Below are 19,084 nucleotides of genomic sequence, written 5' to 3'. Positions count from 1 at the left end.
GTAAGGGTGGTTTTTCCATGACGGCTCCTCCCGGCGGCCCCTACGGTCAGGGGCCTTACGGAAGCAATCCGTATGGGCAGGACCCGAATTGGCGCGGCCAGCCGCCGGCCGGCGGCCCCTACCCGCAGGGCCCTTACCCGCAGGGCGGTCCGTACGCCTATCCGCCGGGCGGCCCGTACCCGTATCCGCCGCCGGGCGGCCCCGCCAACCCGTACCAGAGCCCGCAGTATCCCCCACCGGGACAACCATTCCCGCCTGGCGGCCCCTACCCGCCGGGGCGTCCCCCCGGTGGCTCGAAGCTGCCGTGGTTGATCGTCGCCGGTGTGGTCGCGCTGGCCGTGATCGCGCTGGTGGCCACCCTCGTGGTGATGAAGGGCGGCCACGGCAAGAAGCCGTCGAGCGCCGCGCCGCCGTCGACGAGCACGTCGGTCTCGCAACCGAGGAATTCGGCGCAAAACGCCACCGATTGCACGCCGAATGTGTCCGGCGGTGAGATGCCCCGCAGCGACTCGATCGCCGCCGGCAAGCTTTCGTTCCCGGCCGGCGCGGCGCCCTCCGGGTGGACGGTGTTCTCGGATGACCAGGGCCCCAACCTGATCGGCGGACTCGGCGTCGCCCAGGACGTGCCCGGCGCCAATCAATGGATGATGACGGCCGAGGTCGCCGTCACCAATTTCGTTGCCAGCATGGACCTCACGGCGCAAGCCACCAAACTGATGCAGTGCGTGGTCAACGGACCCGGGTATGCCAACGCGGCACCCACGCTGGGACCGGTCAAGACGTCGTCGATCACCGTGGACGGGACCAAGGCGGTGCGGGCCGACGCCGACGTCACGATCGCCGACCCCACCCGCAACGTCAAAGGCGACTCGGTCAGCATCATCGCGGTCGACACCAAACCGGTCACCGTGTTCATCGGCAGCACACCCATCGGTGACACCGCGTCGGCGGACCTCGTCGGCAAAATCATTGCCGCGCTGAAGGTCTCGAAGTCCTGACGCGGCCCTAACCGGCCGGGGCCGTCGGCGCCGAGACGTGCGTGGCCTCGGATCGCCCCCGCAACACGGTGGAATAGCATTCGGCCCAGTGCCCGCGTTCGGCCTCACCGGCCGCCTCGATGGCGGCCGCCGAGCACAGGATTCGCCGATCGGAAGTCTTGGCGAGGTCGGCCAGCCGCGCGGCCTCGTTGACGGCGTCGCCGATCACGGTGTATTCGTACCGGTTCTCGGCGCCGACGTTGCCGGCGAAAACGCGCCCCGCGGAGACGCCGACGCCGAAATCGACCGGCAACCGCCGCAGTTGCGTGGCCAGTGCACGGGCTGTCGCCAGGGCCGAGGACGCCGGCTCGCTCGTCGGCAACGGCACCCCGTACACGGCCAGCGCGGCGTCACCGGCGAATTTGTTGATCATCCCGTGGTGTTCGTCGACGGCGTTGACGACGATCCGGAAGAAGTCGTTGAGCACCTCGGCAACCTCTTGCGGCGGGCGGTTTTCCGCGAGCTGCGTGGAACCCACCAGGTCGATGAACAGCACCGCCGCTTCGACCACGTCGCCGGACAGGGACGCTCCCTCTTCGACGGCGCGCTGCGCGACGTCGGCCCCAACGTGGCGCCCGAACAGGTCACGCAGCCGGTCACGCTCGGCGAGCCCGGCCACCATTCGGTTGAATCCTGTTTGCAGCCGCCCGATTTGGGAGCGTTCGTAGGCGCCGACGTAGGTCTCCATGCGGCCGTGTTCGACCTCCGCCATGGCGTCGACGACCTCGCCGATGGGGTCCGAGATGGACCGAGACGTCAGGATCATCGTCGGCAGCCCCAGCACCAGCGCCGCCAGCGACACCACCAGGATCGGCACGTCCAACGATGCCGACTTCTCGATCAGCCACCCGTAGGAGCGGAGGACGATCAGCGACGCGATGACCGCGATGGGAAACGCGCTGCACAGAAACCACAGCAGAACCAGTCGCGCGTACACACTCGGCACGGCCAGCCGCGGCTCGGCGCCCAGCGTAGCGGCCCGCATGATGGGGCGCATGGTGCGCTGCGCGAGCAGCATCCCCGTGCCGGCGGCGGCGGAGCCGCCGAGCACCACGCCGAGCACGATGGGCAGCAGCAGCCGGGCCCCACCACCCAGATTCAGCAGGATGAAGGTTCCGCCGCTCAGCGCCCAGGCCGTCACCAGGATCGCCGACTGGCGCCCGGCCAGCTTCATCACGGCCTCGCGCTGTTCCGGTGTCGGTTCGTCGCCCGCCACAAACCAGCGCAGCGTGGGAGCCAGGCTCAGGGCGCCGGACACCGAGACGCCGATGATGCCCAACACGATCAGCAGCGCCACCGGCGCCGTGCTGTGCCGCGCGAAGTCGTCGTTGGCCGCGACGGACGTGTGGCCGCGCAGGGGGATCAAGATGGCGGCCGCTTCGACGACGGCCAGGACATAGGACAGGCTCAGGTCGAGCCCGTAGTGAAACATCCACCGTCGAGCGGACTTTCGTCCTTTCGCGGCGGGCCCGACGTTGGCGCTAGGCACCGTTGTTCGGCCCGCCGGAGTTCTGCCCGGGGATGTCGGTGATCGGGAAGTTGGGCATCGGCTTGGGTGAGGGCGTGTCGGGCAGCGTGGGGATATCACCGGCGGGGATGTCGCGCAGACCGTTGACGGGTGGGCCGTTCTCCCGGCCGCCGTAACTGCTGCCGGGCGCGCGTGGTCCCAGCAGTTCGCTGACCGTCACCAGCCGGTAGCCGTTGGCCTTGAGCACCGGGATGAACTGATACACCAGATCGACGGTGCTTGAGTAGGTGTCATGGAACAACACCACCGAACCCGGTTTGATGTAGGTCATCAGCATGGATCGCGTCGCCGCCGTATTCGAGTCGTTGGCCCAATCGAAAGGGATGACGTCCCAAAGGATTTCGGCCAGCCCGAATTGACCGGCGGTCTGGCGCACCACCGGGTCGGACAATCCGCCCGCGGGCCGGTACAACGTCGGCGTGCGGCCCGTCGCGGCGGTGATGGCGTCATTCGCCTTGGAGAACTGCGCGGCGATGTCCTCCCGCGGGATGGTCGTCATGTTGGGGTGTTCCCAGGTGTGGCTGCCGATTTCCATCCCCGCGTCGGCGATGCGCTTGGCCCCCGCCGGGTTGGCGGCCACCTTGTTGCCGATCAGAAAGAACGTGGCCTTGGCGTCGTTGTCCTTCAGGACGTGCAGCAGCCGCTCGTCGAAGGGGCCGGGGCCGTCGTCGAAGGTCAGCGCGACGCATTTGATGACCGCGCAGGACAGGTCGTCGGCGCGTGTCACGTGACCGGTCAGCCCGCCGATCACCAGGACCGCGACGGCCGCGACGACACCGACCAGCGTGCGCCAGTAGCGCCAGGCCAAAGTGTCGGGTCGTTTCGCCACGGTAAGAGCCTACTCACCGCGAGACTGCAACCAGCGACGCGTTTCGCGGGTGAAACGGTAGTGGAATACAGTTTCGCGGCGAAAACGCTCAGTGCGGTCCGGCGATCTCCTCGAGCATCTCGGTGACCAGCGCGGCGATCGGCGACCGCTCGCTGCGCAGCAGGGTGATGTGGGCGAACAGCGGATGGCCCTTGAGCTTCTCGATCACGGCCGCGACCCCGTCGTGGCGCCCCACCCGCAGGTTGTCGCGCTGAGCGATGTCGTGGGTCAGGACCACCCGCGACCCGGTGCCCAGCCGGGACAGCACGGTCAGCAAAACGTTGCGCTCCAGCGACTGCGCCTCATCGACGATGACGAACGAGTCGTGCAGCGACCGGCCCCGGATGTGGGTCAGCGGCAGCACTTCGAGCATGCCGCGGGACAGCACTTCCTCGAGCACCGCCGGGCTGGCCAGGCCCTCGAGGGTGTCGAAAACGGCCTGCGCCCACGGCCCCATCTTTTCGCTCTCGCTGCCGGGCAGGTACCCCAACTCCTGGCCGCCGACGGCGTACAGCGGGCGGAAGACCACCACCTTGCGCTGGGTCCGCCGCTCCAGCACGGCCTCCAGGCCGGCGCACAACGCGAGCGCCGACTTGCCGGTGCCGGCCTTGCCGCCCAGCGACACGATGCCGACCGACTCGTCGAGCAGCAGGTCCAGGGCGACCCGTTGTTCGGCGGACCGCCCGCGCAGTCCGAACACTTCGCGGTCACCGCGGACCAGCTGAACGCGCTTGTCCGCGTTGACCCTGCCCAGCGCGTGGGAGCTACCACCGAGAAGCCGAATGCCGGTGTGGCAGGGCAGGTCTCGGGCTTCGGCCAGATCGATCTCACCGTCGGTGAACAGGGCATCGATATCGTCGGTGGCGGTTTCGATCTCGCGCATGCCCGACCATCCGGAGGCCACGACGTCTTGCGCGTGGTACTCGTCGGCGGCCAGCCCCACCGCGGCGGCCTTGACCCGAAGCGGAATGTCCTTGCTGACCAACGTGACTCGTTTGCCTTCGGCGGCGAGGTTGGCGGCGCAACTCAGGATCCGGCAGTCGTTGTTGTCGCCGCGGAAGCCGGCGGGCAGCACCGCCGGGTCCGTGTGGTTGAGTTCGACGTGGAGCGTACCGCCTTGTGTCCCAACGGGAATGGGCTGATCCAGGCGGCCGTGCACAAGCCGAAGATCGTCGAACAGGCGCAACGCCTGGCGGGCGAACCATCCCAGCTCGTGGTGGTGGCGTTTGGCCTCCAGCTCGCTGATCACCACCAACGGAACAACCACCTCGTGCTCGGCGAACCGACTGCACGCCCACGGGTCGGACAGCAGCACGGAAGTGTCGATCACGTAGGTCCGGATATCGGTCACGTAGCGCTCCTCGAGCGGGATGAGCCCGCGCGGACCCGCACAGGCATGTCGACGGGAACCGCAGCACCAGGACCGGGGCCGGTCCTTCCGTTGTGGTGACGGGAGGTGCCGCCCTGGCAGCAGAGCTTGACGCTGACCATCGGGAACGACGCTACTCCCGTGGCCGTCCGCCCGCTGTGCAGGCGCGCCGACACGACAAGCCGCGGCAACCCCGCGGAGGGATCAGCGGGGAGCGGGCAGCCGGCTCAGCCGACGATGAATTGCCGCAGGGCGGGCTCGTCCGCGAGCCCCCATGCGGTGATGCGGTCGGAGATCGCCTGCCGCAGCTGCTCCGGACCGAAAATGCCTGCGTCGGCGACGTTCTGCACCTTGTCCGCATACGCGTCGATGTCGGCGCCGGGCACCTTCAGGTCGGCCGCGCGGGCGGCGATCGCCGCGATCGTCTCGTCGCGGGTGTAGTCCAGGCAGTGCGCGATGAGGTTGGAGAAGAACACTTCGTGCCGCCGCTCGTCGCGCGCGATCCGGTCGACCAGCCCGGCCAGGATGGGCTCCTCGAGCTTGGCGGCCAGGTTCTCGCAGAACACGGCGTGGGTGCGTTCGGTGAACGCCAGGTGCACCAGGGTTTCCACCTGCGAGTAGGTGTCGGCGCGGTAGCCCTTCATCACGTACTGGACGCGGGCCTCTTCGTTGGCGGTCGGGTCGACCTCCCGGGTCACCACCAGGTACTCGCGCAGCGCGATGGCGTGCAGATGCTCCTCGGCGGTCCATCGGCCGATCCAGCGGCCCCAGTAGTCCTCCAGGATGAAGTGCTCGACCAGCTCGCGGTGGTGGGCGGCCAGGTTGTCCTTGAGCAGCAGCATGATCTCGCAGGCATCCGTCAGCGGCCGGGGCAGCGTCGCCGACGAGGGTTCCCAGTCGCGTCCGCCGAGGAATGCGAAGTTCTCGCCCCGTTCGAACGGCACGTAGTCGTGCGCGAACCAGAGTTCTTCGGTGGACAGGTGGCGGTCGATGTTCGCTTCGACGACCGGCTCGAGTTCCAGGGTCAGCGCGTTAGCGACGGGTCTCTGTGCCATGAGATAACTGTAACCCGCGTACACAGGTTCATGAAATCGCCGGGGTCGTGTCGGAACAAGTGCTGACCTTGATCCTCGAACCCGGCCCGGCCGGGCCGTCAGGGCGGCGTCGCCGCCGGTTAGCGGCCGACCAGCGCCCAGTCTTCGAGGCCCTCGTACAGCGGAAACTCCTGGGCCAGCCGTGTCACGCGCTGCCGCAGGCCCGACACGTCGGCCGAGCTGCCGGCCGCCAGGGCGGTGGCGATGACGTCGGCAACCTCGCTGAACTCGGCGTCGCCGAAGCCACGGGTGGCCAGGGCGGGCGTGCCGATCCGCAGGCCCGACGTGACCATCGGCGGCCGCGGATCGTTGGGCACGGCGTTGCGGTTGACGGTGATGCCGACCTCGTGCAGCAAGTCCTCGGCGGCCTGGCCGTCGAGCGGGGAGTTGCGCAGATCCACCAGCACCAGGTGCACGTCGGTGCCGCCGCTGACCACCGACACACCGGCCTTCGCGACATCGGCGGCCAGCAGCCGCTCGGCGAGGATGCGGGCGCCCGACAGCGTCCGCTGCTGTCGCTCGACGAATTCGGGGGTGCTCGCGATCTTCAGCGCGACGGCCTTGCCCGCGATCACGTGCATGAGCGGACCGCCCTGCTGGCCGGGGAACACGGCCGAGTTGATCGCCTTGGCGTATTGCTGCTTGCCCAGGATCATGCCCGAGCGGCCGCCGCCGAGCGTCTTGTGGATGGTGGTCGACACGATATCGGCGTGCGGCACCGGCGAGGGGTGCAAGCCGGCCGCGACCAGGCCCGCGAAGTGCGCCATGTCCACCCAGAGCTTGGCGTCGACCTCGTCGGCGATCGCGGCGAACGCCGCGAAGTCGAGGATCCGCGGGTAGGCCGACCAGCCGGCGATGATCACCTTGGGGCGAAATTCCAGCGCCTTGGCGCGCACCGCGTCCATGTCGACGAGATGCGTCGTCGGGTCGACCCCGTAGAACCCGTTCTCGTAGAGCTTGCCGGAGAAGTTCAGCTTCATGCCGTGCGTCAGGTGGCCGCCGTTGGCCAGGTCCAGCCCCAGCAGCCGCTCCCCCGGTGACATCAGCGCGTGCAGCACGGCGGCGTTGGCCTGGGCGCCCGAATGCGGCTGCACGTTGGCGAAGTCGGCGCCGAAGAGCGCCTTGGCCCGATCGCGGGCGATGTTCTCCACGACGTCGACGTACTCGCAGCCGCCGTAGTAGCGGCGCCCGGGCAGGCCCTCGGCGTACTTGTTGGTCAGCACGCTGCCCTGGGCTTGCAACACCGAGCGCGGAACAAAGTTCTCCGACGCGATCATTTCCAGCATGTCGCGCTGGCGGCCCAACTCCTGGCCCAGCAGCGCGGCGATGTCGGGGTCGACCTCGGCGAGGGGGGCGGACATCACAGAGGTCGCGGCGCGGGCGTCAGGTGCAGCAGTCACGGCGCCAGTCTATCCAGCGGCGACTTTTGGCCAGCCCAGCCGTCGGGCTTTTCGGCGCTCCTGCAACACTTGCACTATGCCGCGGCTTAGCGAGCCGAGCCCTTATGTGGAGTTCGACCGAAAGCAATGGCGTGCGCTTCGTATGTCGACGCCGCTGGCCCTCACCGAGGAGGAACTGGTCGGCCTGCGCGGTCTGGGCGAACAAATCGACTTGCTCGAGGTCGAAGAGGTCTATCTGCCCCTCGCCCGGCTGATTCACCTTCAGGTCGCGGCCCGCCAGCGGTTGTTCGCCGCCACCGCGGAGTTCCTGGGCGAGCCTCAGCAAAATCCGGACCGGCCCGTGCCGTTCATCATCGGGGTCGCCGGCAGCGTGGCGGTCGGCAAGTCGACGACCGCCCGTGTGCTGCAGGCGCTGTTGGCGCGCTGGGACCATCACCCCCGGGTGGACCTGGTGACCACCGACGGGTTCCTGTACTCGAACGCAGAGTTGGACCGGCGAAACCTGATGCACCGCAAAGGTTTTCCGGAAAGCTATAACCGTCGGGCGCTGATGCGGTTCGTGACGTCGGTCAAGTCGGGCTCCGACTACGCGTGCGCGCCGGTGTATTCGCATTTGAAATACGACGTCATCCCCGGGGCCAAGCACGTGGTGCGCCATCCGGACATCTTGATCCTGGAGGGCCTCAACGTTTTGCAGACCGGTCCGACCCTGATGGTGTCGGACCTGTTCGACTTCGGCGTGTACGTGGACGCGCGGATCGAAGACATTGAGCAGTGGTACATCTCGCGGTTCCTGGCCATGCGCAGCACCGCCTTCGCCGATCCCGAGTCGCACTTCCACCACTACGCCGCGCTCAACGACACCAAGGCCGTCGCCGCCGCGCGCGAGATCTGGCGCTCCATCAACCGCCCCAACCTGGTCGAGAACATTCTGCCCACCCGGCCGCGCGCCACGCTGGTGCTGCGCAAGGACGCCGACCACTCCATCAACCGGCTGCGGCTGCGCAAACTTTAGGCGCGACTAGGCAGTCTCGAGCCGACGCACTCCCAGGTATTGCAACGCGGCGAACGCCGCCGTGTACGCGCCGCCGGCCAGCGTTAGCGCGGCCCCGGTGACGGTCAGCGGCAATGCCTCGGCCGCCACGATCGAGGCCAGCGTGAAGAAGACGTTGGCCACGATGACGCCGATACCGACGCTGCGCAGGTCCGGCAACGCCCCGAGGCTGAACACCACGAGGCCGTAGATCACGAAGGAGGCCCCCACGGCGTAATCCTCGAAGGACGTCAGGCCGGTCAGCGACGAGAGCGGGTCGGCGAGGAAAGCGACGGCCAAGCCGAACAACCCGGTCAGGGTCGCGTCGGCGCGCACGGCAAAACGCAACAGCGAGTCGGTCGCGTCATAGAGGGGCCGTGTGGTGAGGCCCGATACACCAGAGACAGACATCATGTGATTACTCCTCGCGATGGCGGTGTTGGCTATTGCCACGGATACAACGACGAGGTGGTTCACCCGGCTATTCCCGTTATCGGGTAAATATTTGACACGCGCCAGTCCGGCGGGATCAGCCGCCCCACGAGTCACAAGGCGCAGCGGCGGCGAGGCCCTATTTGCCGTAGCGGCGATGCCGCTGGCTGTAGTCGCGCAGCGCGCGCAGGAAGTCGACCCGGCGGAAGGCGGGCCAGTGCGCCTCGGTGAACCACATCTCCGAGTACGCGCTTTGCCACAGCAGGAAACCGGAGAGCCGTTGCTCGCCGGAGGTGCGGATCACCAGGTCGGGATCCGGCTGACCGGAGGTGTAGAGGTTTTCCGAGATCGCATCGACGGTGACCGTGTCGATCAGCTCCTCGGCGGTCGCGCCGTTGGCGAGTTCCTTGCTCAGCAGGGACCGCACCGCGTCGACGATCTCGCGACGGCCGCCGTAGCCGACGGCGACGTTGACGTGGAAGGGCGCCACGACCGGCGTGGATTCCACCGCCTCGCGCAGTCGGCGGGCCGGTTGCTCGCCGAGCAGCTCGAGGTCGCCGACGGTGCGCACGCTCCAGCGATTGGCCGGCGCGCAGATCTCCTCGACGACGTCGGTGATGATTTCGATGAGCCCGGCCAGCTCCTCGGGATCCCGCTGCAGGTTCTCGGTGGAAAGCAGGTACACGGTGGTCATCTCGATGCCGGCCTCCTGGCACCAGCGCAGCATCTCGGCGATCTTGAGGGCACCCATCCGGTAGCCGTAGCTCACGTCGTCGTATCCCGCGTCGCGCGCCCAGCGCCGGTTTCCGTCGCACAGCACCGCGATGTGGCGGGGCAGTTCCGACTTGGAAGCGGTCAACCCCTGCCGCAGCCGCATCTCGTAGATCCGATACAGCGGTTCTTTGAGTCGCCGCGGGATGATTTCCACGAACACACACCCTACTGCCAGGCGCAATGGATTCCGGCTTGCAATTTCGGCCGGTCATATGAGCAGCCGGCCGAGAAGTCGACACTGCGCCGTAACCATCCCTGGCTACTCTGGCTGTTACACCCGCCCATGGCACCGTGGCCATCGGCGTCCCCAGTTGCAGAGACACAACACAGGAGACATGAGCAGCCAGACCCGCACCGTCCCGCATCCGGAACGCGAACCCGAGCCCATCGCACCAGGCAACACCGTCGAGCGACTCGCAGAAGGTGCCGCCAATGTTTTGGGCAAACCCCGGCTGCGCGGCTGGATCCACTTCTACTCGGCGTGGTTGGCGATCATCGCCGGCGCCACGCTGGTGTCGGTGTCGTGGGCGGCCTCCTCGCCCCGCGCCGGTCATTCGACGCTGATCTACGCCGCGTGCACCGTGGCGCTGTTCGCGGTCAGCGCGACCTATCACCGGGTGCACTGGAAGTCAGACCTGGCCCGGATCCGGATGAAGCGGCTCGACCACTCGATGATCTTCATCTTCATCGCCGGCAGCTACACGCCGTTCGCGCGGTTGGTCATGCCGCAGGAGACCGGAGTGGTGGTGCTGTGCATCGTGTGGGGCGGCGCGCTGGCGGGCATCGCGCTGAAGGTGTGCTGGCCGACGGCGCCACGCTGGCTGGGCGTACCGCTTTACCTGCTGCTGGGCTGGGTGGCGATCTGGTACGCCCCGACGATCCTGCACCAGGCCGGGGTGGCCGCGATGGTGCTGCTGGCCGTGGGCGGTGTGTTCTACAGCGTCGGCGGGATTTTCTACGGCTTACGCTGGCCCGACCCGTGGCCGCGGACGTTCGGCTATCACGAGTTCTTCCACGCCTTCACCGCGGTCGCGGCGATCCTGCACTACATCGCCATGTGGTTCGCCGTCTTCTACACGCAAGACCACGCTTGGCTGCTGGGAGCTTGACCGCCGCCTAGCTTTGGGCGACGTCGTCGTCGGGCGACCAGTACGCCTTCATCGCGGCGATCTTCCCGCTGCCGTCGAAGACCATGACATCGATCGGCTCGATCACCATCCGGTGCTCGCCGGCGGTCACGGTCAGCCGGAACTGGAAGGCCGCCTCGTTGCCGCACACGCGCAGCGTCTTCAGTTCGCATTCGCGCTGCAGATTGTCGACCGCGGAGTAGAAGCCGTGGATCGCCTGGCGCCCGATGTGCACCTCGCCGCCGACCGGGTCTTCGACCGTGGCGTCGTCGGCGTACAACTCGACCAAGTCATCGGCGCTGCCCTTGGCGACCAGTTCGATGTAGCGGTGGACCGTGCTTCTGATCGCTTCGGTCTTGGCGGCATTCGGCATGGGAGGCAGGGTAACCCGGCCCAGTGGTGAGCGCCAGCGCGGCGCAGCCGGGCGCAGCGGGTCACCACCATCGGCTTCAGTCGTCGAAAACACCCAGGGCGGCGGCCAGTTCGGGTGCGCGGGTCACCGGCAGGTCGCAGACCCGGCCACGACACACGTAAGCGGCGTCGGCGCCGGCCACCCGGTCGCGCCCGGCCAGCAGCGCCGACGAATCCACCTCCCCGCCCACCACGATCGCCCCGCCGGGCGCCAGCCGCCGCGCCTCGACGAGCAGCGGTGAGCGCGACGGGTCGCAGGCCACCGCGATCTGCAGGGGTCCGCGGACCGCGGCCTCCGCGACGGCCAGCCAATGCCCGGCCGAGCGCGGCGCGCGCTCCAGCAGGACCGAGTGCGCGCGCAGCGCGTCGTCGGCCGCCCGCAGGTACCGCTCGGCGCGCTCCCCGTCGACCAGATGCGCCGCTGTCAGCAGCGCCTCGGTGATCGACGACGCGCCCGACGGGGTCGCCCCGTCCAGCGGGTCGGCCGGCCGGAGCATCAGCTGCTCGGCGTCGTCGGCGGTGTCGAACCAGCGGCCGGGCCGCTCCCTATCGGCGAAGTGCGCCAACGCGGTGTCCAGCAGATCGGTCGCCCTTGTCAACCAGGCCGCCTCGCCGGTCAGCTGGTAGAGCGCCAGCAGCCCGGTGGACAGCATCGCGTGGTCCTCGAGGATGGCGACGCTGTCGCCGACCACGCCGCCCAGGCTGGCGCGCCGCAACCGCCCATCGACGACGTGCAGGTCGACCAACGCGCGCGCGCAACGGCTTGCGGCGTGGGCGAATTCGGGTTCGTCCAACGCCACGCTGGCCTCGGCCAACGCGGTGATCGCCAGGCCGTTCCAGGAGGTGACCACCTTGTCGTCGCGGCCGGGCTGGACCCGGCCGCGCCGGGCGATCAACAACTCCGTCCGCACACGTTCAGCCCGCTGCGGGTCCTCCGGATCGGCGGGCAGCTGCAGCACCGAGGCACCGTGCTCGAACGTGCCGGCCGGGGTGACCGCGAAAACCTCTGCGGCCCAACGGCTGTCGTCGTGACCGAGCGCGTCGTTCAGCTGTTCCGGTGTCCACACATAGGTCGAGCCCTCGCGGCCGTCGGCGTCGGCGTCCAGCGACGAGGTGAACATGGGACCGTCGGCGAGGTCGGCGAGCAGGAACCGAGCGGTCTGGTCGGTGATTCGGCGCGCCAGCGGGTCGCCGGTACGCCGGGCCCAGTGCGCGTAGGCGCGCAGCAGCAGCGCGTTGTCGTACAGCATCTTCTCGAAATGCGGTACCACCCAAGCGTTGTCGACGCTGTAGCGGGCGAAGCCGCCGCCGAGCTGGTCGTAGATGCCGCCGCGCGCCATCGCGTTGCCCGCAAGCGACACCGCGTCCAGCGCCGCCGGCGATCCGGTGCGTTCGTGGTGGCGCAGCAGCGCCTCGAGCAGCGCCGAGGGCGGGAACTTGGGTGCACCCCCGAACCCGCCATGCACGGTGTCCTCATCCTCGAGCAGGGAGGCGACGGCGTGGTCACACAGGTCGGGCGCCACGGCAGGGCCCTCCCCCGGAACACCAGGAGCCATCTTGCGCAGCTCGCCGGCGATATGGTCGGACGCCTCCTCCACCTCACCGCGACGCTCCCGCCAGGTGGCGGAGACGGCCGAAAGAAGTTGCAGGAAGCCATCTTTCGGATAGTAGGTGCCGCAGAAGAAGGGCCGCCCATCGGGCGTGAGGAAACACGTCATCGGCCACCCGCCCTGCCCGGTGAGGGCGACCGTGGCGTTCATGTACACCGCGTCGATGTCGGGCCGTTCCTCGCGGTCGACTTTGATGCAGACGAATCCCGCGTTCATCGCGGCGGCGACGTCGGGGTCTTCGAACGACTCGTGCGCCATGACGTGGCACCAGTGACAGGCGGCGTACCCGACCGACAGCAGGATCGGCACGTCGCGGGCGGCGGCGTCGGCCTGCGCCTGCGGTGTCCACTGCTGCCAGTGCACCGGGTTGTCGGCGTGCTGGCGCAGATACGGACTGGTGGCCAGCCCCAGGGTGTTCGTGGCGGGCGGGTCAGCCTGGCTCATCGCCGGATCCCGGGGGTCGCGGCGATCCGTCCGCCTGATCCGGGGTCTGCCCAAAGCCCGGGTCGACGGCGTCGGTGCCCTCGTCCGCGGCCTGGTCCGGCTCGGGATGCTTGGGATCGAACGACTCCGGCACCTTCTTCAGCTGCCGGTTCATCGACCGGATGAGGAACAGCGTGGCGATCACCAGCAATACGACGATGAGCAGCCCGACCGGGCTGGCCTTGCCGAAGTCGGGCCCGTGCTGCGGCGCGTTGTCGGCCTGCCAGCCGGCGGCGCTCGCGAGGAGAACGACGTGGTTCACGCGTCCGTCTCGATCCCGGCGAACAGGTCGTCCTCGGGCAGCCGGACCGGGACCCGCGAGCGGGCCAACTCGAATTCCTCGGTGGGCCAAAGACGTTGCTGCCATTCGATGGGAGCCGCGAAGAAGTCGTGGTCGGGGTCGATCTGCGTGGTGTGCGCCCGCAGCGCGTCGTCGCGCTGGCTGAAATAGGCCGAGCACTCGACGCGCGTGGTGACCCGGGACTCGAACGGGTCGTGCGCGGCGTCCCAGTGCTCGAGCCACTTCTTGAACGGCGGTTCGTGACCGTGCTTGAGGGCCTCGTCGTGCAGCAACTGCATCCGGGCCCGCAGGAAGCCGTGGTTGTAGTAGAGCTTCGACACCGTCCACGGCTCACCGGCGTCCGGGAAACGCCGATAGTCGCCGGCCGCCTCGAAGGCGCCGACCGAAACCTGGTGGCAGCGAATGTGATCGGGATGCGGGTAGCCGCCGTTTTCGTCGTACGTGGTCATCACGTGCGGGCGGAACTCGCGTACGACGCGCACCAGCGCCTCGACCGACTCCTCCAGCGGCACCAGCGCGAAACACCCCTCGGGCAGCGGCGGCGGCGGGTCGCCCTTGGGCAATCCGGAGTCGACGAAGCCGAGCCAGGTGTGCTCCACGCCGAGGATCTCAGCGGCCTTGGCCATCTCGTCGCGGCGGATTTCGGCGATGTGCCCGTGCACCTCGGGCAGATCCATCGCCGGGTTGAGGATGTCGCCGCGCTCACCGCCGGTCAACGTCACCACCAGCACCCGATGGCCCTCATCCGCGTAGCGGGCCAGAGTGGCCGCGCCCTTGCTGGATTCGTCGTCGGGGTGGGCGTGCACCGCCATCAACCGCAATTCGCTCACGTGCTCCCTTGTCACCTCTGGTGGTCGCCCGGTCTGACCCTATAATTCCAGTTCCACATCGTTGCATGCTGTCGGCCGGTGCCAGGCAGCCGACAACCAGGTATAACCACGCATGACCGATACCCCCGCTCCGCGTCCGGAGGCCCGCTACGGGCGTTCCCGGCTGTCGCGCATCCCCCGGCGATGGGTGATCGTCGCGCTGGGTGTGCTGGTCGTTGCGGCCGGACTGGCCGTGGCCGCGATCGGTTACCACCGGTTCGGCACCAGTGACGTCAAGGGGACGCTGGCCGGTTACCGGGTGGTCGACGACCAGACGGCGTCGATCACGATCAGCGTGACCCGATCGGATCCGTCGCGGCCGGTGGACTGCATCGTGCGGGTCCGCGCCGCCGACGGCAGCGAGACGGGACGGCGCGAGCTGCTGGTCCCGCCGTCCGACGCGGCCACGGTGCAAGTGACGACGACGGTCAAATCCTCCGAGCCGCCGGCGGTCGCCGACATCTATGGCTGCGGCACCGATGTGCCCGCCTACCTGCGCCCGTCCTGACCCTGCCATCGACCCCGAACAGCGAATATGGAGTCATCAACTGTTTGCGCGGTGGTAACATGGGTGAATGCACGGTTCCGGTTGGGACCGTGTTGCTGCATTAGCGGCCGTCAGCAGATCGGCGCCGCAGCACACGGGGATGGACCCGCACGCTTTCGACGGCGGAGTCAACAGGACTTACGCGAACTCGCGGAACAACATACGAGGAGCACGACGAGATGACGGACACTTCGGTGACCTGGCTGACCCAAGAGTCACATGACCGACTCAAGGCCGAGCTCGACCAGCTGATCGCGAATCGTCCGGTCATCGCCGCGGAGATCAACGACCGCCGCGAGGAGGGCGACCTGCGCGAAAACGGCGGCTACCACGCCGCCCGCGAAGAGCAGGGCCAGCAGGAGGCCCGGATTCGCCAGCTGCAGGATCTGCTCAACAACGCCAAGGTCGGCGAGGCGCCCAAGCAGTCCGGGGTGGCGCTGCCCGGATCGGTGGTGAAGGTCTACTACAACGGCGACAAGTCCGACACCGAGACGTTCCTCATCGCAACCCGCCAAGAAGGCGTCAACGACGGCAAGCTCGAGGTGTACTCGCCGAACTCACCGCTGGGCGGCGCCCTGATCGACGCCAAGGTCGGCGAGACCCGCAGCTACGTGGTGCCCAACGGCAACACCGTCGAGGTCACCCTCGTCAGCGCGGAGCCGTACCACTCCTGATCGCTTTCTCGCGAGCAGACGCAGAATCGCACTAAACGCGCGCAGCGCGTGCGATTCTGGCTCTGCTCGGCGTGCTAGGCCAGCGCCTGCTCGAGGTCGGCCAGCAGGTCGGCGGCGTCCTCGATGCCGACCGACAGCCGCACCAGGTCGTCGGGCACTTCCAATTGCGACCCCGCCGTCGACGCATGCGTCATCGCGCTGGGGTGCTCGATCAGCGACTCGACCCCACCCAGCGATTCGGCCAGGATGAACACCTTGGTGTTGGCGCACAGATCCCGGGCCGCTGCCCGGCCGCCCCGCATGCGCACCGACACCATGCCGCCGAACCCGCGCATCTGCCGCGCGGCGACCTCGTGCCCGGGGTGCGAGGGCAGACCGGGATACAGCACCGCGCTCACCGCGGGATGGCCGGCGAGGAATTCCGCTACGGCCGTGGCGTTTTCGCTGTGCCGCTGCATGCGCAGCACAAGGGTCTTCAGGCCGCGCATCGTCAGGTAGGCGTCGAACGGGCCGGGCACCGCGCCGGCCCCGTTCTGCAGAAAACCAAACGCGTCGTCCAGCTCCCGGTCGTTGGTGACCAGCGCGCCGCCCACCACGTCGGAATGTCCGCCAATGTATTTGGTGGTGGAGTGCAGCACGATGTCCGCCCCCAGCGTCAGCGGCTGCTGCAGCGCGGGGGAAGCAAACGTGTTGTCCACCAACACTTTCGCCGAATGCCGCGCGCCCAGATCCGCGATGGCGGCGATATCGGCGATGGACAGCAACGGGTTGGTCGGGGTTTCCACCCAGATCATCCGGGTTCGCGGCGTGATCGCGGCGGCGACGGCGTCCAGCTCGTGCAGCGCGACGGGCGTGTATTCGACGTTCCAGTGGGTGAAGACCTTGTCGATCAGCCGGAACGTGCCGCCGTAGGCGTCATTCGGGATCACCACGTGGTCGCCCGGCCTCAGCACTGCCCGCAGGGCGCAGTCGGTGGCGGCCATACCCGACGCGAAGGCCCGCCCGTGGGCGCCCTCCTCGACGGCGGCCAGCGCGGCCTCCAGCGCGGCGCGGGTCGGGTTGCCGGTGCGGGCGTATTCGAATCCGCCCCGCAGTGCGCCGACGCCATCCTGGGCGAAGGTGCTGCTGGCGTAGATCGGGGCGTTGACCGCTCCCGTCGCCGGATCCGGCCGATAGCCGGAGTGAATCGCCTTGGTGGCCAGTCCGGTGAACTCGGGGTGTGGGTTGCGGTCGTCGCTCATCGACGATCAGCCTAGGTGACGGGCGGCCTTTCGGCGCCGTCGATCGGCAGGCACACGGTCGTCATGATCTTGTCCGCCAACGTCTGGCGCTTCGAATCCCACAGCGGGAAAAGGAAACCGATGAAGCAGATGATCGCGTCGATGAAGTGCGCCAGCGCGCGCACCACGGACATGCCGAAGCCGAGGGGTTGGCCGGTGACCTCGCTGACCACCTTGAACTTCATCACCGATTTGCCGACGCTGGACCCGGTCGTGCCCTGCTGGTAGCCGTAATTCCAGATCAGGTAGAACAGCCCGACGATCGACGCCAACCACTGGGCGACCATGCCGAGGGTCGAGTTCTGGGTGGCGCAGTACTGGTTGACGGCGTACTGGGTGACGTCGGTGATGCAGGCCGTCTGCTGCGTGGCGAGCAGGATCGCGGTGCCGATGCCGTGCACGACGACGTACGGGAGGATGTCGATGACGAACGCCAGCGCGCGGGTGAGCCACGGCGTGTACTCCTGCGTCGGCAGGGTGCGGATCGCCGGTCCCGGCGGCGGCGGCGCGTAGCCACCAGACGACGGCGGTGGCGGCGGGTAGGACCCACCGGGCGGCGGTGGCGGCGGCGGGTAGGACCCGCCGGCGGGCGCCGAAGGAGGGGGCGGGAACGGCTGGGCGCCGGACGGCGGCTGCTGCCCACCGGAGGGACCGGGCGACGAGGGAGGCGGCGGGTAAGCGCCGCCGGGCGGCGGTTGATCGGTCATGGGCAACCTTCCACTGCGGAACAGCTGGACATCTTTGGCTCGATTGGGCCGAATTACCGTACCTGAGCGTTTCACGCCCGGGCGAGACGCGCATCACCCGCCCAGCACCGCGCGCTACCGGCGCCCGCTCAGTCCGCGGGGCCCGTCGGAAAGGAAGCCCAGCAGGTCATAGCGGGTGATCACGCCCACCGGTTTGCCCTCCTCGACCACCATCAACGCGTCCCAGTCGCGCAACGCCGTGCCCGCCGCGCTGATCAACTCGCCCGCGCCGATCATCGGCAACGGGGGGCTCATGTGCTGCGCGACCGCGTCGGCCAGTTTCGCCCGGCCCTCGAAGACGGCCGAGAGCAGTTCGCGTTCGGAGACGCTGCCGGCGACCTCCCCCGCCATCACGGGAGGCTCGGCGCCGACCACCGGCATCTGGGACACCCCGTACTCGCGCAGGATGCCGATGGCGTCGCGCACCGTCTCGGACGGGTGGGTGTGCACCAGGTCGGGCAGCGCACCGGACTTGCGGCGCAACACGTCGCCGACCCTGGACTGCTCCGTCGACCCGTCGAGCCGACTGCGCAGGAACCCGTACGACGACATCCAGGCGTCGTTGAAGATCTTCGACATGTAGCCCCGCCCGCCGTCGGGCAGCAGCACCACGACGAGCGAGTCGGGTCCGGCTTGCTCGGCGACGCGCAGCGCGGCGACGACCGCCATCCCGCACGACCCGCCGACCAGCATCGCTTCCTCGCGGGCCAGGCGCCGGGTCATGTCGAACGAGTCGGAGTCGGACACGGCGATGATCTCGTCGGGCACCGTGCGGTCGTAGGCCTGCGGCCAGAAGTCCTCGCCGACGCCCTCCACCAGATAGGGCCGGCCGGTTCCGCCCGAATAGACCGACCCCTCGGGGTCGGCGCCGATGATGCGCACGGCCCCGTTCGATATCTCCTTGAGGTAGCGGCCCGCGCCGGTGATCGTGCCGCCGGTGCCGATGCCGGCGACGAAATGGGTGACCTTGCCGTCGGTGTCGGCCCAGATCTCCGGGCCGGTGGTGGCGTAGTGGCTGGCCGGGCCCTCCGGGTTGGCGTACTGGTCCGGCTTCCACGCGCCATCGATTTCGGTGACCAGCCGGTCGGAGACGCTGTAGTAGCTGTCCGGGTGGTCGGGGGGCACGGCCGTCGGGCACACCACGACCTCGGCGCCGTACGCGATCAGCACGTTGCGCTTGTCCTCGCTGACCTTGTCCGGGCAGACGAACACACATTTGTAGCCGCGGTGCTGGGCGACCAGGGCCAGCCCGACGCCGGTGTTGCCCGAGGTGGGTTCGACGATGGTGCCGCCGGGCCGCAGCTGTCCGCTGGCCTCGGCGGCGTCGATCATCTTCACCGCGATCCGGTCCTTCGAGCTGCCGCCGGGGTTGAGGTATTCGACCTTGGCCGCCACGATGCCGGCACCGTCGGGTACGACGGAGTTCAGGCGCACCAGCGGCGTGCCGCCGATGAGGTCACTGATGTGCTGCGCGATCCGCATGCGTCACATCGTCTCAGGC

General features: G+C 68.6%; 19 protein-coding genes. 5 read left to right on the top strand and 14 right to left on the bottom strand.

Features of this window, described 5'->3' with window-relative positions; translation table 11 throughout:
* Positions 1-17: 17 nt before the first annotated feature.
* A complete protein-coding gene (locus tag AC0KTM_RS03645) occupies positions 18-998 on the top strand; it encodes a hypothetical protein (RefSeq protein WP_238958191.1) in 981 nt (326 codons plus the stop codon).
* A gap of 7 nt (positions 999-1,005) precedes the next feature.
* Here the strand turns inward: AC0KTM_RS03645 and AC0KTM_RS03640 are convergent, their stop codons facing one another.
* The 5 genes from AC0KTM_RS03640 to glyA form a co-directional block, all read right to left on the bottom strand.
* Positions 1,006-2,469 (bottom strand): adenylate/guanylate cyclase domain-containing protein, encoded by a 1,464-nt coding sequence (locus AC0KTM_RS03640; RefSeq protein ID WP_238958192.1) that lies wholly within the window; start codon positions 2,467-2,469, stop codon positions 1,006-1,008.
* Positions 2,470-2,518: 49 nt separating this feature from the next.
* Positions 2,519-3,394, bottom strand: coding sequence for a polysaccharide deacetylase family protein (locus AC0KTM_RS03635; protein WP_238958193.1), 876 nt, complete (start codon positions 3,392-3,394; stop codon positions 2,519-2,521).
* 88 nt (positions 3,395-3,482) lie between these two features.
* Positions 3,483-4,784 carry a PhoH family protein gene (locus tag AC0KTM_RS03630; protein ID WP_238958194.1) on the bottom strand — a complete coding sequence of 434 codons (1,302 nt, stop codon included), beginning with the start codon at positions 4,782-4,784 and terminating at the stop codon, positions 3,483-3,485.
* A gap of 245 nt (positions 4,785-5,029) precedes the next feature.
* Positions 5,030-5,857: an acyl-ACP desaturase gene (locus AC0KTM_RS03625; protein WP_238958195.1), complete on the bottom strand. Its 828-nt coding sequence runs from the start codon at positions 5,855-5,857 to the stop codon at positions 5,030-5,032.
* A gap of 119 nt (positions 5,858-5,976) precedes the next feature.
* On the bottom strand, positions 5,977-7,257 hold the full coding sequence (gene glyA / locus AC0KTM_RS03620) for a serine hydroxymethyltransferase (RefSeq protein ID WP_238958388.1): 1,281 nt from the start codon (positions 7,255-7,257) through the stop codon (positions 5,977-5,979).
* A 115-nt stretch (positions 7,258-7,372) separates the two neighbouring features.
* Between glyA and coaA the strand changes: the two genes are divergently transcribed.
* A complete protein-coding gene (gene coaA / locus AC0KTM_RS03615; RefSeq protein WP_225328078.1) occupies positions 7,373-8,311 on the top strand; it encodes a type I pantothenate kinase in 939 nt (312 codons plus the stop codon).
* A 6-nt stretch (positions 8,312-8,317) separates the two neighbouring features.
* On the opposite strand, the gene AC0KTM_RS03610 is transcribed toward coaA, so the two are convergent.
* On the bottom strand, positions 8,318-8,743 hold the full coding sequence (locus AC0KTM_RS03610) for a hypothetical protein (protein ID WP_238958196.1): 426 nt from the start codon (positions 8,741-8,743) through the stop codon (positions 8,318-8,320).
* A gap of 157 nt (positions 8,744-8,900) precedes the next feature.
* The gene (locus AC0KTM_RS03605; RefSeq protein WP_225328076.1) at positions 8,901-9,689 is read right to left on the bottom strand and encodes a (2Z,6E)-farnesyl diphosphate synthase; all 789 of its coding nucleotides are present in this window, start codon (positions 9,687-9,689) and stop codon (positions 8,901-8,903) included.
* Between the two features lie 181 nt (positions 9,690-9,870).
* On the opposite strand from AC0KTM_RS03605, the gene trhA reads away from it, so the two are divergent.
* Positions 9,871-10,644 carry a PAQR family membrane homeostasis protein TrhA gene (trhA, locus tag AC0KTM_RS03600; protein ID WP_225328075.1) on the top strand — a complete coding sequence of 258 codons (774 nt, stop codon included), beginning with the start codon at positions 9,871-9,873 and terminating at the stop codon, positions 10,642-10,644.
* Positions 10,645-10,651: 7 nt separating this feature from the next.
* Here trhA and AC0KTM_RS03595 read toward each other — a convergent pair whose 3' ends face one another.
* The 4 genes from AC0KTM_RS03595 to mca form a co-directional block, all read right to left on the bottom strand.
* Positions 10,652-11,035 carry a nuclear transport factor 2 family protein gene (locus AC0KTM_RS03595; protein WP_225328074.1) on the bottom strand — a complete coding sequence of 128 codons (384 nt, stop codon included), beginning with the start codon at positions 11,033-11,035 and terminating at the stop codon, positions 10,652-10,654.
* Positions 11,036-11,111: 76 nt separating this feature from the next.
* On the bottom strand, positions 11,112-13,127 hold the full coding sequence (locus tag AC0KTM_RS03590) for a thioredoxin domain-containing protein (RefSeq protein ID WP_238958197.1): 2,016 nt from the start codon (positions 13,125-13,127) through the stop codon (positions 11,112-11,114).
* Positions 13,114-13,428, bottom strand: coding sequence for a hypothetical protein (locus tag AC0KTM_RS03585; protein WP_225330491.1), 315 nt, complete (start codon positions 13,426-13,428; stop codon positions 13,114-13,116). The genes AC0KTM_RS03590 and AC0KTM_RS03585 overlap by 14 nt, the downstream gene beginning before the upstream one ends.
* Positions 13,425-14,297, bottom strand: a complete 873-nt coding sequence (mca, locus tag AC0KTM_RS03580; protein ID WP_225330492.1) for a mycothiol conjugate amidase Mca — start codon at positions 14,295-14,297, stop codon at positions 13,425-13,427. The genes AC0KTM_RS03585 and mca overlap by 4 nt, the downstream gene beginning before the upstream one ends.
* 112 nt (positions 14,298-14,409) lie before the next feature.
* Between mca and AC0KTM_RS03575 the strand changes: the two genes are divergently transcribed.
* Positions 14,410-14,844: a DUF4307 domain-containing protein gene (locus tag AC0KTM_RS03575; protein WP_225330493.1), complete on the top strand. Its 435-nt coding sequence runs from the start codon at positions 14,410-14,412 to the stop codon at positions 14,842-14,844.
* A gap of 218 nt (positions 14,845-15,062) precedes the next feature.
* Complete coding sequence (gene greA, locus AC0KTM_RS03570) at positions 15,063-15,557, top strand: transcription elongation factor GreA (protein ID WP_007168983.1); 495 nt, start codon at positions 15,063-15,065, stop codon at positions 15,555-15,557.
* Between the two features lie 74 nt (positions 15,558-15,631).
* Here the strand turns inward: greA and AC0KTM_RS03565 are convergent, their stop codons facing one another.
* The 3 genes from AC0KTM_RS03565 to AC0KTM_RS03555 form a co-directional block, all read right to left on the bottom strand.
* On the bottom strand, positions 15,632-16,798 hold the full coding sequence (locus tag AC0KTM_RS03565) for a cystathionine gamma-synthase (protein WP_225330494.1): 1,167 nt from the start codon (positions 16,796-16,798) through the stop codon (positions 15,632-15,634).
* An 11-nt stretch (positions 16,799-16,809) separates the two neighbouring features.
* On the bottom strand, positions 16,810-17,544 hold the full coding sequence (locus AC0KTM_RS03560) for an RDD family protein (RefSeq protein WP_225330495.1): 735 nt from the start codon (positions 17,542-17,544) through the stop codon (positions 16,810-16,812).
* Between the two features lie 114 nt (positions 17,545-17,658).
* The gene (locus tag AC0KTM_RS03555) at positions 17,659-19,065 is read right to left on the bottom strand and encodes a cystathionine beta-synthase (RefSeq protein WP_225330496.1); all 1,407 of its coding nucleotides are present in this window, start codon (positions 19,063-19,065) and stop codon (positions 17,659-17,661) included.
* Positions 19,066-19,084: the final 19 nt, after the last annotated feature.

The organism is Mycobacterium sp. NTMscope_Eco_3 (assembly GCF_976985685.1).
This window is presented reverse-complemented; position numbering and strand designations above follow the sequence as displayed.

Excerpts from the sequence above, each read along its gene's own strand:
- AC0KTM_RS03645 (WP_238958191.1), top strand. The coding sequence starts at position 18 with ATGACGGCTCCTCCCGGCGGCCCCTACGGTCAGGGGCCTTACGGAAGC.
- AC0KTM_RS03640 (WP_238958192.1), bottom strand. The coding sequence starts at position 2,469 with ATGTTTCACTACGGGCTCGACCTGAGCCTGTCCTATGTCCTGGCCGTC.
- AC0KTM_RS03625 (WP_238958195.1), bottom strand. The coding sequence starts at position 5,857 with ATGGCACAGAGACCCGTCGCTAACGCGCTGACCCTGGAACTCGAGCCG.
- glyA (WP_238958388.1), bottom strand. The coding sequence starts at position 7,257 with ATGTCCGCCCCCCTCGCCGAGGTCGACCCCGACATCGCCGCGCTGCTG.
- coaA (WP_225328078.1), top strand. The coding sequence starts at position 7,373 with ATGCCGCGGCTTAGCGAGCCGAGCCCTTATGTGGAGTTCGACCGAAAG.
- AC0KTM_RS03610 (WP_238958196.1), bottom strand. The coding sequence starts at position 8,743 with ATGATGTCTGTCTCTGGTGTATCGGGCCTCACCACACGGCCCCTCTAT.
- trhA (WP_225328075.1), top strand. The coding sequence starts at position 9,871 with ATGAGCAGCCAGACCCGCACCGTCCCGCATCCGGAACGCGAACCCGAG.
- AC0KTM_RS03595 (WP_225328074.1), bottom strand. The coding sequence starts at position 11,035 with ATGCCGAATGCCGCCAAGACCGAAGCGATCAGAAGCACGGTCCACCGC.
- AC0KTM_RS03590 (WP_238958197.1), bottom strand. The coding sequence starts at position 13,127 with ATGAGCCAGGCTGACCCGCCCGCCACGAACACCCTGGGGCTGGCCACC.
- AC0KTM_RS03575 (WP_225330493.1), top strand. The coding sequence starts at position 14,410 with ATGACCGATACCCCCGCTCCGCGTCCGGAGGCCCGCTACGGGCGTTCC.
- greA (WP_007168983.1), top strand. The coding sequence starts at position 15,063 with ATGACGGACACTTCGGTGACCTGGCTGACCCAAGAGTCACATGACCGA.
- AC0KTM_RS03565 (WP_225330494.1), bottom strand. The coding sequence starts at position 16,798 with ATGAGCGACGACCGCAACCCACACCCCGAGTTCACCGGACTGGCCACC.
- AC0KTM_RS03560 (WP_225330495.1), bottom strand. The coding sequence starts at position 17,544 with ATGACCGATCAACCGCCGCCCGGCGGCGCTTACCCGCCGCCTCCCTCG.
- AC0KTM_RS03555 (WP_225330496.1), bottom strand. The coding sequence starts at position 19,065 with ATGCGGATCGCGCAGCACATCAGTGACCTCATCGGCGGCACGCCGCTG.